This is a genomic window from Pseudomonas sp. GW821-FHT09D08 (assembly GCF_059416305.1).
In genome coordinates this window covers 594,449-608,591 of record NZ_JBWKOX010000002.1, presented here as the reverse complement: position 1 = coordinate 608,591, position 14,143 = coordinate 594,449, and the positions used below count along the sequence as shown (strand labels likewise).

General features: G+C 55.8%; 15 protein-coding genes and 1 tRNA gene. All 16 read right to left on the bottom strand.

The window, feature by feature from the left end:
- Positions 1–11 precede the first annotated feature (11 nt).
- A complete protein-coding gene (hrpT, locus tag AC07OP_RS05850; RefSeq protein ID WP_115486566.1) occupies positions 12–215 on the bottom strand; it encodes an HrpT family type III secretion system protein in 204 nt (67 codons plus the stop codon).
- Positions 212–2,350 carry a type III secretion system outer membrane ring subunit SctC gene (gene sctC, locus AC07OP_RS05845; protein WP_495101074.1) on the bottom strand — a complete coding sequence of 713 codons (2,139 nt, stop codon included), beginning with the start codon at positions 2,348–2,350 and terminating at the stop codon, positions 212–214. Before sctC ends, hrpT begins: the two co-directional genes overlap by 4 nt.
- Before the next feature lie 14 nt (positions 2,351–2,364).
- Positions 2,365–2,757: a type III secretion protein gene (locus tag AC07OP_RS05840; protein ID WP_495101075.1), complete on the bottom strand. Its 393-nt coding sequence runs from the start codon at positions 2,755–2,757 to the stop codon at positions 2,365–2,367.
- Position 2,758: 1 nt separating this feature from the next.
- Complete coding sequence (locus AC07OP_RS05835) at positions 2,759–2,974, bottom strand: hypothetical protein (protein WP_495101076.1); 216 nt, start codon at positions 2,972–2,974, stop codon at positions 2,759–2,761.
- A 106-nt stretch (positions 2,975–3,080) separates the two neighbouring features.
- Complete coding sequence (gene sctL / locus AC07OP_RS05830; RefSeq protein ID WP_495109903.1) at positions 3,081–3,656, bottom strand: type III secretion system stator protein SctL; 576 nt, start codon at positions 3,654–3,656, stop codon at positions 3,081–3,083.
- 570 nt (positions 3,657–4,226) lie between these two features.
- Positions 4,227–5,048: a type III secretion system inner membrane ring lipoprotein SctJ gene (gene sctJ, locus AC07OP_RS05825; RefSeq protein WP_495101078.1), complete on the bottom strand. Its 822-nt coding sequence runs from the start codon at positions 5,046–5,048 to the stop codon at positions 4,227–4,229.
- Positions 5,033–5,398 (bottom strand): hypothetical protein, encoded by a 366-nt coding sequence (locus tag AC07OP_RS05820; protein ID WP_495101079.1) that lies wholly within the window; start codon positions 5,396–5,398, stop codon positions 5,033–5,035. The genes sctJ and AC07OP_RS05820 overlap by 16 nt, the downstream gene beginning before the upstream one ends.
- A gap of 478 nt (positions 5,399–5,876) precedes the next feature.
- Entirely contained in the window at positions 5,877–6,794 is a 918-nt protein-coding gene (locus AC07OP_RS05815; RefSeq protein WP_495101080.1) for a sigma 54-interacting transcriptional regulator, read from the bottom strand.
- Positions 6,795–7,088: 294 nt separating this feature from the next.
- A complete protein-coding gene (gene ychF / locus AC07OP_RS05810; protein WP_010213320.1) occupies positions 7,089–8,189 on the bottom strand; it encodes a redox-regulated ATPase YchF in 1,101 nt (366 codons plus the stop codon).
- 22 nt (positions 8,190–8,211) lie between these two features.
- Entirely contained in the window at positions 8,212–8,796 is a 585-nt protein-coding gene (gene pth, locus AC07OP_RS05805; protein ID WP_003208389.1) for an aminoacyl-tRNA hydrolase, read from the bottom strand.
- A 167-nt stretch (positions 8,797–8,963) separates the two neighbouring features.
- Complete coding sequence (locus tag AC07OP_RS05800; protein ID WP_027606889.1) at positions 8,964–9,563, bottom strand: 50S ribosomal protein L25/general stress protein Ctc; 600 nt, start codon at positions 9,561–9,563, stop codon at positions 8,964–8,966.
- 138 nt (positions 9,564–9,701) lie between these two features.
- Entirely contained in the window at positions 9,702–10,643 is a 942-nt protein-coding gene (locus AC07OP_RS05795; RefSeq protein WP_003171603.1) for a ribose-phosphate pyrophosphokinase, read from the bottom strand.
- A 46-nt stretch (positions 10,644–10,689) separates the two neighbouring features.
- A tRNA-Gln gene (locus AC07OP_RS05790) sits at positions 10,690–10,764 on the bottom strand.
- 37 nt (positions 10,765–10,801) lie between these two features.
- Positions 10,802–11,605, bottom strand: a complete 804-nt coding sequence (gene ispE / locus AC07OP_RS05785; RefSeq protein WP_495101176.1) for a 4-(cytidine 5'-diphospho)-2-C-methyl-D-erythritol kinase — start codon at positions 11,603–11,605, stop codon at positions 10,802–10,804.
- Between the two features lie 49 nt (positions 11,606–11,654).
- Positions 11,655–12,272, bottom strand: coding sequence for a lipoprotein insertase outer membrane protein LolB (lolB, locus tag AC07OP_RS05780; protein ID WP_065938448.1), 618 nt, complete (start codon positions 12,270–12,272; stop codon positions 11,655–11,657).
- A 4-nt stretch (positions 12,273–12,276) separates the two neighbouring features.
- Positions 12,277–14,001 (bottom strand): tetratricopeptide repeat protein, encoded by a 1,725-nt coding sequence (locus AC07OP_RS05775; protein WP_495101081.1) that lies wholly within the window; start codon positions 13,999–14,001, stop codon positions 12,277–12,279.
- Positions 14,002–14,143: the final 142 nt, after the last annotated feature.

Genomic DNA, 14,143 nt, shown 5'->3' with positions numbered 1-14,143 from the left:
TTCCTTCACGCTCATCGTTCCAGTGATACCGTTTGGTAGTCTTTTCGCTCCCCGGCGGGGCCAGGCTCGACACGCATCTGCGGTGGCCACCAGATCACCATTTTGTCCTTGGCCGATTGCGGGCGCGAGCACGAGTCGCCCTTGCAGGTGGGGGTGCAGCCGGCGACGAGCAGCGCGGTGCCGATCAGGGTGACGCAAAATAAGCGGTGTTTCATGGCGTAGCCTTTTGAGCAGGAGTGATCAAGGAGGGGCGGGGTACACTGAGGTGTTCATCCTTCACCACTGGGCGCATGGCGATAAATACCTCGGCTTCTTCACCCGGTTTGAGCCAGGCGCGCGGCCATACGCTGACGGCCAGGGTCTGGGAGTTGCTGCACTCTTTTTCGTCGATACGCACATTGCGTTTGAACTGGTTGCGCAACACCACCACCGCTACGTTGTACTCAGGGCCTGCATACCACTGGCTGCGTTCGGTGTTCAGCGCCAGCAAGTCGCGGGTGTTGCACAGGGTATTCAGCCCCAGTGGCATCGGTGCAGCCTTGAACGCCTTGGGCACTTCACCGCTGACCAAATGCGCCAGGGTGCTGATGATATCGCTGCGTTTGATCACCGGTTGGTGAGGGCTATAGCGCCGCGCCAACGGTGCGAGGGCTGCCTGCAATTCGACTTGGTCGTCCTGGGGCAGGTAGCGCGACGGATCGGCCTGGTCACCGATGACACGTGGGGTGAGAATGAACAGGCGTTCACGCCGATTGTTCTGCCGTTCGGTCGAGGAAAACAGCGCCTTGCCCAGTAGCGGGATATCACCCAGCAGAGGGACTTTGTTGCGCTTGTCGCTGCTTTCGGTGACGTGGAAGCCACCGACCACCAGCGAGCGCTTTTCCGCCATGACCGCCTGGGTGCTGACTTTGCCTCGGCGTACGTCAAGGTTGCCGGGGAGGGGGTTGCTCTCGTCGAAGTTACCATCTTCGATATCCACTGCCAGATGGATCTGGTGGCCGCCCCGGCTGGTGATCACGCGGGGCACAACCTGGAAGCTGGTCCCCACGGTGACCGGCAAGATGGTTGCATTCTCTCTACCGGGCGTCAGGTATTGTGTGCGGTTGAAGTCGATCACCGCCGGTTGGTTTTCCAGCGTGAGCACCGAGGGATTGGAGATCATGCTCGCCAGCCCCTTGGCTTCCAGCGCACGTATATCCGCGTAGAAACGCTCGCGGTTTTCAATCGACACCTGCGACGAAGTGCCCGGTGCCATATTGACACCGCCACGGAAGCGACTGTTCTGAAACCCCCAGTTCACCCCGAATTCTCGCAATTGCGTGCGTTCGATATCGAGAATGATCGCGTCGATTTCCACGAGCTTGCGCGCCACATCGAGTTGAGTGATCAGCTCGCGGTACATGGCCTGGCGTTCCGGCAAGTCGTAAATCAGCACTGCGTTATTGCGTATATCGGCCTCGACGCGAATCCTACTATTGGAGACCGGGGCGCGTGGGGTGACCGCGGGGCCGATGTCCAGTGATGCCGGGTTGGCGTTAGCACCGAGCATCTGGCCCAGCAACGGGTTGCCTAGCCGGGGAATGTTGGGAGTGAGCGGAGCGGGTGGTGAGGTGGGACGCTGACTCAGCCCCGCAAGCGTTGAAGTGGAACGTGGCTCCAACAAGCCACGCAAAATACTGGCCACCCCAGGGATGGCGAGCTTCTCGCCGCGATAATCCACTAGGCGGTCCGCTGCATTTGCGAACTTCAGCGGATAACTCAGCACACTCTGTTTTTCATCCGGTGAACGGCGTTGACTGCTGAACTGCTTGATCTGCTCGATGTAGCGTCGAGGACCGGAGACGAGCACTACGCCATCTTCGGGCAACTCACCCCAGCCGAAACGGCTGTCGAGCAGGCCGATATCGGTGAGGGCCTGTTTGAGGTCGGCGATGGTTTCGGACGAGACCTCCAGGCGCGCTGATTCCTGTTGATCCAGGGTGCTGATATAGAGGGTGTTGTTGTACAGGTACCACTGGAAACGGTGCTCTACACCGAGACGGTCGAGCATCGATTGCGGGGTATTGGCGCGGATCTTGCCATTGACGTTGCCTTCCAACAGGCCCTCGACTTGAAGTTGTGTGCCGAAGGTCTGGGCGAAGTCTTCGAGTACTTCCCGTAGGGGTTTGTGCTCGGCTTCATAGGCGTAGGCGGTATTTTTCCATTCGGAGGGGATGGCGGCAAGTGCGGTGTGCGCCGGCGCCATTATGCAGGCAAATAGGACCAGGCATTGCCAGTTGGCGCGTCTGGATGAAGTGTCAGGCTGATCGATATGCAAGCAGCAGCTGTGCTTGGAGATCTTGTTATGCATAGGAGCTTTCCTGATTAATGCCGCAACGCACGTAATGAGGTTGGTTTGAGCTGATGGGCTGGCTTGTTCAGGCGTGCGTAGATGGCGCGCCAGGTATCACGTTGGTTGAGTAGAGATTCGACGCTGCCGAGCACGCGAGGCTCTTCAGGTGCACCCTGGAGACTTTGGATAATCCAGAGAGCGCCACTGCTGGATGCGCGTGCCAGTGCGCCCTGAAAGTGAGTCAGACTCGCAGAGCCGAGCCGCATCCAGCATTGCAGTTCGGTGTTATTAGATGAAGTTGAAGTCAGTCTGACGCTAACGAGCACCCCACTGCCTTGAAGGCTGACGACAATTTCATCTTGTCCTTCAAATAGGGTGATTTGTTCTTCGCCGCTCTTCAGCCAGTGAGTGATAAGGTCTTTCAAATCACTGAAAACTTTCGATGGTTGTTTTGAACATCTCGTGAATAACGCGCCCTTGCTCTAGATAGGCGAAGTTGGCGAAGTCTTGCTGAATTATTAGTGCATAAAACCACTCAATGTCTCCCGATGTTGCAGCATCCTCACCGGCTCGCGCGACTTTCTGGTTGGCGGTGGTGCTGTTTTTCGCAAGTTGAAGCGTTAAGTCGCTGAAAAAACGCATGATGATTCCTCGATGTTTTTTGTGTTGTGGTTTGTACTAGTCACTCAGTTCCATACACAAGAAACTATTTGATACGTGGTGAACCAGTGAGGAGGCACTTGTAATTTTATCGACGCGGCTTGAAAAACATGTCGAGCATCGAGTGCCAGTTGATAAGAAAATCTCCCTCGTCTGTCCTCAGTGTCAGGGTTTGAGGAGGGACAGTGACGTCTGGCTGCAGCTTCCAGAGTGTCACCCCGTGAGAAACAAGGTACTGCTTCACAGGCTCGAATTCGTTTGGGCAGCAGAGCAGCGTCGCACTGACCTGCGGTATTTGACTGGCCAGCAGTTGCTTTATGAGAGCTTGCAGGCGCAGGGGCTCGACAGCCTCGTCAAAAATGCACTTGATGGCCTGGTTAATGACCACGGTCGCGTGATGTTCAAGGTGTGCCAGCAATTCCTCACGCTCATGTTCCCAGCACTTGAGTTGCTTATTGGCGCGTTGCCAGATTTCTACCGAGGCTTTTTTATGCATCGCCTCACATTCTTCAGCCGCTTTTCTCATCAGCCCGTCAGCCTCCATTTGCGCGTGCACCAGCAACTGGTTGGCGCTTTCGACATCTGCGAGTACTTCTCGGGGAACCAATGGGTTTGGAAAGCTGGCAGCGTTCTTGCGCAACTCAATTTTGTGCAGCTGAAGCATCATCAGTCTCCTGGCGTGCGCGTGTCAGGAAGCGTGTCATGGTCAGTCCTTGATGTGATACGCCAGACCACGGCTTGCCAGAGCGTGATCAATCGGCTGCACGCGTTTTCGAACACTGGAAATCTTTCTTCCACTGCGAGTACTCGCTCATAGGGAAAGCGTAATCGAAGCCGCTGCCAGACAGTGGGTGCTACCCAATTGCACAGTAATTGCAAAGGGTCCTCTTCGGGCAGAAGCATGTCAGGTGAGAGGGCTTTGGAAAGACTCATGCACCAGAGTTCATGGCCTTCGCTCAAGGGGGGGGCAGATTTAGGTGTGACAGTAAGGTGAATCAATTTGAGCGCGAGGTTGAGTTGTTCTGTTGACGCAAGTGCCAGCCGCAGAACGGCAAGCTGAGGTTGGGGAGGCAAGCAGGGGGCAGCGCCTGCAAGTTTGTGGTTCATCAAGGTCTCACAGCAATGGATCAAGGCAATCTCAGGGTAAAAAGATTTCCAGCTGTCGTGGGCGGTTCTCCAGGGACATGCCCACCATTGAGTCCAAGCCAGATGTTCACTCATTGATAGGGAATGGCTAACCACCATGTGCATGACCTGCAGCTACGTCAGGTGCAGGTATTACCTGCTTCAGTCGCTGTCGCCGGTTTAACAGGAACAATGAGCCGGCCACCATCAAAATCAAACCGCCCAGCACAACGACTAAGCTGGTCCACCAAAAGCTGCGGTCATCTGACGGGATCAGGAAAGGTCCGAAGTAGACTAATCGCTTTTGTTCTTGGTAGGCCGCAGCAGGTACAAATATGACGGTAAGTTTTTGCTGGTTGTCCACTGCTGTGGTCATCCCCGGAATACTGCTTGCGACCATTCTGCGAACACGGGCTCGGATATTATCGGGATCAAGGCGAGGATCGTGTTTGATGAAAACTGCAGAGGATGCCGGTTGCACCGGTTCTCCTGGCGCAACGCGCTCGGGAAGCACGACGTGCACCCGGGCAACGATGACACCATCGATGTTCGACAGGGTGGCTTCAAGTTCTTGGGATAAGGCGTAGATATAGCGGGCGCGCTCTTCCAGTGGTGTAGAAATAACGCCCTCTTTTCGAAACGTATCGCCTAGTGTGGCGCGAGTGAGTCTGGGCAGGCCCGCTGCCTCCAGAGTGCGAACAGCTCGGCCTATGTCGCTTGTATCAACACTTACCGTTACACCATCCTTGGCAGGGATTTTTTGAGCTCGAATATGTTTGTCTGCCAGTTCTGCAATGACTTCATTGGCTTCTTGCTCGGAGAGTTGTCGGTGCAGTTCGACACGGTCGCTGCAACCACTCAACAGAAATAGGAAGGTGAGAACAAGTAGGGTTGACTGCGGGAGGCGTCTGTTTGCTATTGCAGGTTGCATATTTTGTCGATGCACTGGGTTGTTTTGCCGAGGGTTTTTACGATGAAATGAGACATGAGCATTGCGTTAGAAAGATCATTTGGGTATTTACGTAACGCCTCCCTGTCGATGTTTTTGCTGAGCCTGCTGAGGTCTCTTGTTATATTTTTTTTTGTTATGTCGAGCGCCGTTGCTGCGTTCGTTAGCAAGCTCATCGTTTCAAGTTGTGCTGCCATATGTGCTTTCGGAATGGGACGTTCGAGTTGGGAGACAAAAAAGTCAACATCATTGCTTGTTGGTGAGCGATCAAATGATTGAGCGGCGTTTTTAAGACCGGTAGGCGCGATTGAGCTGGTGTCTTCTACAAGCATTGGTAATCCCTACAGATGAGTAATGGTACTTTATACGCAGGCTTGAAATATCCGCTCCTTTTAATAAAAAGAAACACCCCCTCGGCTGGTGAACCGAGGAGGCGCTTGCATTACCGCCTTTTCTCAGCGGCTGTTTTTACGTTGCTATCTTGTGTGGCGTCGTTGCTCAGCCTCAAGCCTTCAGCCTGTATTCGCTTCGACCGCTGCTCTTCTGCCTCAAGGGCGGGGTTCCCGGCGGAATTGCCGGTCCCATAAGGCGGTATGTAGGGAGGGGCACCGTTAATGGTAGACATAGATCTTCTCCGCTTCGCTAATTTAAAAGATAGTGTGTCACCCACCGCTCATGTTTTTACATCGTGCTACAACATGACCGTCTGGCGTTAACTGTGTGGCATTCGGTGATTAAGCAGTTCCAATCAATTCAAAAAGTAGAATGCTTCCAGATGTTGCCAGGCTCGCAATTGTTCCAAGCATTCGCTCAGCCAATCCCCAACTGTTTCATGCGGTAATAAAGTGTACGTTTGGCAATTCTCAAGTCGGCCGCTGCTAGGTCCACATTACCGTTGTGCCGTTGCAGTGATTCTTCAATCAGAGATTTCTCAATGTGTTGTAAGCGTTCCTTGAGGCTTGTTTCAGATACCTTATGATCTTCACCCCCCACTGAAAGTGGAGGAAGCCCCAATACAAGACGCTTAGCCGTGGAACTCAGTTCGCGAACGTTGCCAGGCCAAGGATGGCATAACAACTGTTGTAACAAAGCGTTTGGGAGTTGGGGAGAAGGGCATTTAAAAGACTCCGCTTCTTTTCGGATCATGGTCAAAAAAAGCGGGATTATTCGATCTTTGCACTCTCGTAAAGACGGAAGCTGGATGTCTACGACACTCAAACGGAAATACAAGTCCCGCCGGAAAGCCCCTCGCTCAACCATTTTATATAGCGACTGCTGGGCCGATGCGATGACGCGCATGTTTACCGGGATAAATCGGGTTGAGCCCAGACGCTCGACACCGCGCGACTCCAGGGCCCGAAGTAGCTTGGTTTGTAAAGACAGGGGCATGCTGTCGATTTCATCCAGGTACAAGGTGCCCAAGTGTGCAGCTTCGATAAAGCCCGCCCTGGACTGCACGGCGCCGGTGTACGCCCCGCTGTTGACTCCGAACAATTGGCTTTCCGCGAGCGTCTCTGGAATGGCTGCACAGTTTACAGCGACGAAGTTGCCCTGCCGGCCTGATAACCGATGAATTCGCCGGGCCAGGGTATCTTTGCCGGTGCCGGTTTCTCCCAGTAATAGAATGTCAATGTTGAGCGGAGCAATGCTGTTCAGCATTCTTTCAATATCATGGCCTTCAAACAGTGAAATATCCATGTCATTGTGAATATGGTTGGAGGCCGACATTGAGTGATTACTCCATGATTGCTACTGCTTCGCCATCAGCGTGCAGGCACGCCTAAGTAAATCGAAATTTACAATGTTGTCACTTGTCGTTGATGAAGTTAATGACCAATTTTGTGTAGGAGAAATTTGTTTATAGCTTAGATTTGAGTAGGTGTGAGATGAATAAGGAAGCGGGGTAAGTCTGAAAATACTTGGGATTTCAGCTATGAACTTTTTGATTTGGTAATCACTCGCCCACAAAAAAGCCGATGCATGCATCGGCTTTTAATGTGCGGTGTAAAACGCTACCAGCGCTTATACGTTAAAGCGGAAGTGCATCACATCGCCATCTTTAACAATGTATTCCTTACCTTCCAAGCGCCATTTACCCGCTTCCTTGGCACCGGCCTCACCCTTGAACTGGATAAAGTCGTTGTAGGCGATCACTTCCGCGCGGATAAAGCCTTTTTCAAAGTCGGTGTGGATCACACCGGCAGCCTGTGGCGCAGTGGCGCCGACTTTTACGGTCCAGGCGCGGACTTCTTCGACACCGGCGGTGAAGTAGGTCTGCAGGTTGAGCATTTCGTAGCCGGCGCGGATCACACGGTTCAGGCCAGGCTCTTCCAGGCCCAGGGCCTCAAGGAACATGTCTTTCTCTTCGCCGTCATCCAGTTCGGCGATTTCCGCTTCGATCTTGTTGCACACCGGCACCACGATGGCGCCTTCTTCGTCGGCGATGGCCTTGACCACGTCGAGCAAAGGGTTGTTCTCGAAGCCGTCTTCAGCGACGTTGGCGATGTACATCACTGGCTTGGTGGTCAGCAGGTGGAAACCCTTGATCACGGCCTTCTCGTCAGCGCCCATGGTCTTCATCAGGCTGCGTGCCGGCTTGCCCAGGGTGAAGTGTGCGATCAACTGTTCCAGCAGGCCTTTCTGGACCACTGCGTCCTTGTCGCCGCCTTTGGCGTTGCGCGCGACTTTCTGCAGTTGCTTCTCGCAGCTGTCGAGGTCGGCGAAGATCAGTTCCAGGTCGATGATCTCGATGTCGCGTTTCGGGTCGACACTGTTGGAGACGTGAATCACGTTCTCGTCTTCAAAGCAGCGGACCACGTGGGCGATGGCATCGGTTTCACGGATGTTGGCCAGGAACTTATTGCCCAGGCCTTCACCTTTCGACGCGCCGGCTACCAGGCCTGCGATGTCGACGAACTCCATGGTGGTCGGCAGGATGCGCTTGGGATTGACGATGGCCGCCAGTGCGTCCAGGCGCGGATCGGGCATCGGCACGATGCCGCTGTTGGGTTCGATGGTGCAGAAGGGGAAGTTCTCCGCCGCAATACCGGACTTGGTCAAAGCGTTGAACAAGGTGGATTTGCCGACGTTGGGCAGGCCGACGATGCCGCAATTGAATCCCATGGTGTTTCCCCTCGGAAAAAAGTCAGGCCTTCTGGCTGTGCAGGTTTTTCATCGCGCGGTTCCATTCACCGGCGAAGATATCCGGCAGCACGCCGAGGGCAAAGTCGATGCTGGCATCGAGTTTTTCCTGTTCGGCGCGTGGCGCACGACCCAGGACGAAATTTGAAACCATACTGGCGACGCCTGGGTGGCCAATGCCGAGCCGCAGGCGGTAAAAAGTATTCTGATTGCCCAGCTGCGCGATGATGTCGCGCAGACCATTGTGCCCGCCATGCCCGCCGCCTTGCTTGAGCTTGGCAACGCCGGGTGGCAGGTCCAGTTCGTCATGGGCCACCAGGATTTCCTCGGGTTTGATCCGGAAGAAACCCGCAAGCGCCGCGACAGCCTGGCCGCTGCGGTTCATATAGGTGGTGGGAATCAACAGACGAACATCCTGACCCTGATGCGAGAAGCGTCCGGTCAGGCCAAAATATTTGCGATCGGCCACCAGGTTTACACCTTGGGCGTGGGCGATACGCTCAACAAAAAGGGCCCCCGCGTTATGCCGGGTCTGTTCGTATTCGGCGCCTGGATTTCCCAGGCCAACGATCAGTTTAATGGCAGTCACGACAGGGGCCCTTCCTTTGGAGTTGTGGATAACATCGCTACACCTGCGTGCGGCGAAAGTGGACGACAAGAGATCATTTACTCAAGAGTAAACGCCGCGTTATCGCCCGCTTTCTCGCTACGTTTCGGTCCGCGATGTTTCCTCAAGCTCCGGCAATACAGAGTGAATTACTCTGCAGCGCCTTCTTCAGCTTCTGGAGCAACGCGTGGAGCGTGTACGTTTGCAACAGCTTTGTCATCACCGTGAGCCAGTGCGACAAACTCAACGCCTTTAGGAGCCTTGAGGTCGGACAGGTGGATGATTGCGCCGATTTCCAGAGCCGACAGGTCGACTTCGATGAACTCAGGCAGATCTTTCGGCAGGCAAGTCACTTCGATTTCGTTCAGGACGTGAGAGATCTCGCCGCCTTTCTTGACCGGAGCTTCTTCACCAACAAAGTGCACAGGCACGATAGCGGTCAGTTTCTGGCCGGCTACGACGCGTACGAAGTCAGCGTGCAGAACGTGACCCTTGGATGGGTGACGTTGCAGGGCTTTGATGATGACGTTTTGCTTTTTGCCGCCAACGTTCAGTTCGATAACGTGGCTGTAGGCCGCATCGTTTTCGAGCAGTTTGGCAACTTCTTTAGCCAGCATGCTGATGGATTCAGGGGCTTTGTCGCCACCGTAAACTACAGCTGGAACCAGGCTTGCGAGACGACGCAGGCGGCGGCTCGCACCTTTCCCCAGGTCGGAACGCACTTCAGCATTCAGAGTAAAATCGTTCATGTTGTATCTCCAAAATAACCACATTCGCCCCAGCGTTTGCGACCAGCGCTAAAGGCGATATGGGCAAAAAAGCCCCGCCCCAACAGTATGCTGGGGCGGGGCGCTTTTCGTCAGTGAGGTGTTCCGAAGGTTTGACCCTTAGCGGAACATCGCGCTGATCGATTCTTCGTTGCTGATGCGGCGAACCGCTTCGGCAACTACCGGTGCGATATCCAGTTGACGGATACGCGCACAGGCTTGAGCGGCGGCGGACAACGGGATGGTGTTAGTCACCACCAGTTCGTCCAGCACGGAGTTCTCGATGTTCTCGATCGCTCGGCCCGACAGCACAGGGTGTGTGCAGTAGGCGAAGACTTTAGCTGCACCGTGCTCTTTCAAGGCTTTGGCCGCGTGGCACAGGGTGCCGGCGGTGTCGACCATGTCATCAACCAGAATACAGGTACGCCCTTCGACATCACCGATGATATGCATCACTTCAGAGTGATTGGCTTTCTCGCGGCGTTTGTCGATGATCCCGAGGTCCACGCCCAGGGATTTGGCAACAGCCCGTGCACGCACGACGCCACCAATGTCCGGGGACACGATCATCAGGTTTTCAAAGCGCTGGTCTTCGATGTCATCCACCAAGACGGGGGAGCCGTAGATGTTATCTACCGGAATATCGAAGAACCCCTGGATTTGGTCAGCGTGCAGGTCAACCGTGAGCACACGGTCGATACCTACCACGGTCAGCATGTCAGCAACGACTTTCGCGCTGATAGCCACACGTGCGGAACGCGGACGGCGATCCTGGCGGGCATAACCAAAGTAAGGGATTACAGCTGTGATTCGAGTCGCTGAGGAGCGGCGGAAGGCATCAGCCATCACGACGAGTTCCATCAGGTTATCGTTGGTCGGAGCGCAGGTCGGCTGGATAATGAAGACGTCTTTACCGCGGACGTTTTCATTGATCTCGGCTGTAATTTCGCCGTCGGAGAATTTACCGACAGAGATGTCACCGAGAGGGATATGCAGCTGACGTACGACACGTCGAGCCAGATCGGGGTTGGCGTTCCCCGTAAAGACCATCATCTTGGACACGCGCAGTACCTAGAGGCTGAGGGTAACCTGGATGAGTATTAGAAAATGGCAGGGGCGGCTGGATTCGAACCAACGCATGGCAGGATCAAAACCTGCTGCCTTACCGCTTGGCGACGCCCCTGTATCTGTTGCAACGAGTACCCAGTACTCGATTCCTTTTAGAGCAGACTTTGCAGCTTGCGATGCAACATCGAAACGTTGCTTCCCTTTGCTACAAACCCTGTAAGGGTCTCTGTAAGAAGGGCCGAGACTTTATCAGCTTCAGCTTTGCTTGGGAAGCCCCCAAACACACAACTTCCAGTTCCGGTTAATTTTGCTTCGGTAAATTTACCTAACAAATTCAAAGCGTTACGTACCTCTGGATAACGCCTTGCTACAACCGGTAAGCAGTCATTTCGACTGTTTCCCTTGGGAACGGGGCGCACTTTAATGGGAGGAGAGTTACGTGTCAACAGCGGATCTGAAAAAATTTCTGCTGTACTTACAGATACTTGCGGGACAAGCACGACATACCACGGCTCTTCTGGGTATTCCGGGGTGAGTTTTTCCCCCACACCCTCAGCAAAAGCGGCGTGCCCGCGCACGAAAACCGGGACGTCGGCGCCCAGCGTGAGGCCCAGCACCGCCAGGCGATCATGGTCCCAGCCCAGTTGCCACAGATGGTTCAGACCCAGCAGTGTGGTCGCGGCATTCGAGCTGCCACCACCGATTCCGCCACCCATGGGCAAAATCTTATCGATCCATATATCGATGCCCTGGGAACAGCCGGACTGCTCCTGGAGTTTTTTCGCGGCCCTCACGATCAAGTTGCTGTCGTGGGGCACGCCTTCGAATTCAGTGTGCAACTGGATCACACCATCGTCGCGCAGGGCGAAGGTGAGCTCATCGCCGTAGTCGAGAAATTGAAACAGCGTCTGCAACTCGTGATAGCCGTCTTCACGGCGACCGAGGATGTGCAGCATCAGATTGAGTTTGGCAGGAGAGGGCAGGGTCAGTTTTTGTACGGCCACGTTATTGCCCCAGCTTGCGCGGTTGCCAGTCCTTGATCACCAGCGTGACGTCAAGGTCGGTGCCATGCAGCTTGATGCGCTCTGGCAGCCAATAACCGCCCTGTTCCACGTAGCTGAGGTACTCGACCTGCCAGCCATCCTGTTCCAGGGTGGCCAGGCGACTGTCACCGTTGAGGCTCAGGCGGCTCTTGCTGTCCGGCGCGGGCAAGCCGCGGACCCACCACACCAGGTGCGAGACAGGCAGTTTCCAGCCAATCTGCTCTTCCAGCAGCGCTTCGGGCGAGGAGGCCTCGTAGCGACCCTGGTTGGCGACTTCTAGGCTGACTTGTCCCGGGCGGCCGGTCAGGCGCGCGGCGCCGCGCCCCAGGGGGCCGGACAAGCGAATGTCGTAGTAATCCTGGCGTTGCAGCCAGAACAAGGTGCCGCTGCCGGAATCTTTCGGTGCGCGCACCCCGACTTTGCCTTCGATCTGCCAGCCGTCGATGCTGCCGAGCTGATCCTTGTGCTGCTTCCATTGCGCCGGGTTGCCCTGGCCCTCAACGGATTCGCGGGCACCGAAGCCCGCGCAACCGGCGAGCAGGGCGATGAAGCTGAAAACGATAACGTGGCGCAAGAACATAAGCTTAAAGGGTCTCGGATCCGGTCAGGCGCTTGATGGTGCCGCGCAGGATAGGGCTTTCGGGTTGTTCCTTGAGGAATTTTTCCCAGATCTGGCGGGCTTCACGCTGCTTGCCATTGGCCCACAGCACCTCGCCCAGGTGTGCAGCGACTTCCTGGTCGGGGAAGCGCTCCAGGGCCTGGCGCAGCAAGCGTTCGGCTTCGTCGAGGTTGCCCAGGCGATAGTTCACCCAACCCAGGCTGTCGAGTACGGCCGGGTCTTCCGGGTTGAGCTTGTGCGCCTGCTCGATCAACGCCTTGGCTTCGTCGTAGCGCGTGGTGCGGTCGGACAAGGTGTAGCCCAGGGCATTCAGGGCCATGGCGTTGTCCGGGTCGCGCTTGATGATCAGGCGCAGGTCTTTTTCCATCTGCGCCAGGTCGTTGCGTTTTTCCGCCTGCATGGCGCGGGTATACAGCAGGTTCAAATCGTCGGGGAATTGCAGCAAGGCCTGTTGCAGCACCTTCCAGGCGCGCTCGCCCTGATTATTGGCTGACAAGGTCTCGGCCTGGATCAGGTAAAGCTGGATCGCGTAGTCCGGTTCGGCATCCCGTGCAGCGGCCAGGCGTTTTTCTGCCTCATCGGTACGCCCGTTGTTCATAAGGATGTCGGCCTGGCGCAGTTGGGCCGGCAGGTAGTCGTTGCCTGGGCCGACTTGTGCGTATTCGAGCAGGGCGGCCTGTGGGTCGTTGCGCTCTTCAGCGATGCGGCCCAGGTTCAAGTGCGCCGAGTCGACATGGCTTTCGCGCTCGATCAGCTCTTCCAGATAACCCTTGGCCTCGTCCCAGGCCTTGGCTTCCAGGCACACCAGCGCCAGGGAGTAACGCAGTTCATCGTCATCCGGGTATTGCTGGAGCAGGTTGGCGAACTGCACTTTGGCGTCCTCCATGCGGTCCTGCTCTACCAGGGTGCGGGCGTAAGTCAGGCGCAGACGTTTGTCGTCCGGGTATTTCTTGATGCTTTTTTCCAGCAGTGGAATCGCTTCCTTGCCGCGGTTGAGGTTCTGCAGCAGGCGCGCGCGCAGCAGAATCGGCGCGATCTCACCGTCTTCCGGCGGGTTCTGTTCCAGCAGCTTCAATGCGGCTTCGGCTTCATCATCCTGTTGCAGCAGCAGGGCCTTGCCGAACACCAATTGACTGTTCTTCGGGTGTTTTTGCAGCAGGCGGTCGAAACTCTTCATCAGGCCATTGCGGGTGTCCTGGTCGGTGTCGGCAGCCGACAGCGCGAGGAAGTCGAAATGGGTGTCGCCCTTGCCTTGCAGGACTTTCTCCATGTAGACCATGGAGTCGTCATAGCGCCCGGCCCGCGCCAACTGAATGGCGGCTGCCCGCTGGGCTTCCAGATCGTCCGGCGCGTTCTTTGCCCAGATCAGCGAGGTATCCAGCGCGGCCTGATCGGCCCCGAGGTACTCGGCAATGCGGAACGCCCGCTCGGAAATTCCCGGATCCTGGGTGTTGATGGCCTGGGTCACGTAGTTATCCAGCGCAATATCGAAGCGATTGCGCTGGCCGGCCAGTTCCGCACTGAGCAGGCTGAACACCGTTTCTTCACTGAACGAGGAATAAACCTTGGGCTTTTCAGGGGCGGGTGTGCTGTCTTCAACCGGCGGTGTACCGTCCGGCGACACGGGTGCCATGGCCTGGCAGCCGCTGAGGAAGACAAAAGCAAGGAGCAACGCGGAAGATCTATTCATATAGGAAGAGGACGACTAACCTGCGGTCGGATCATCATGACACAAGCCTTCGGCCAAACATAACCGTGTAGGAGCGAGCTTGCTCGCGAAAAGCCTGAGGACAACGCGTTTTCTCAGGAGGCCGCGTCATGGTTCACGACCA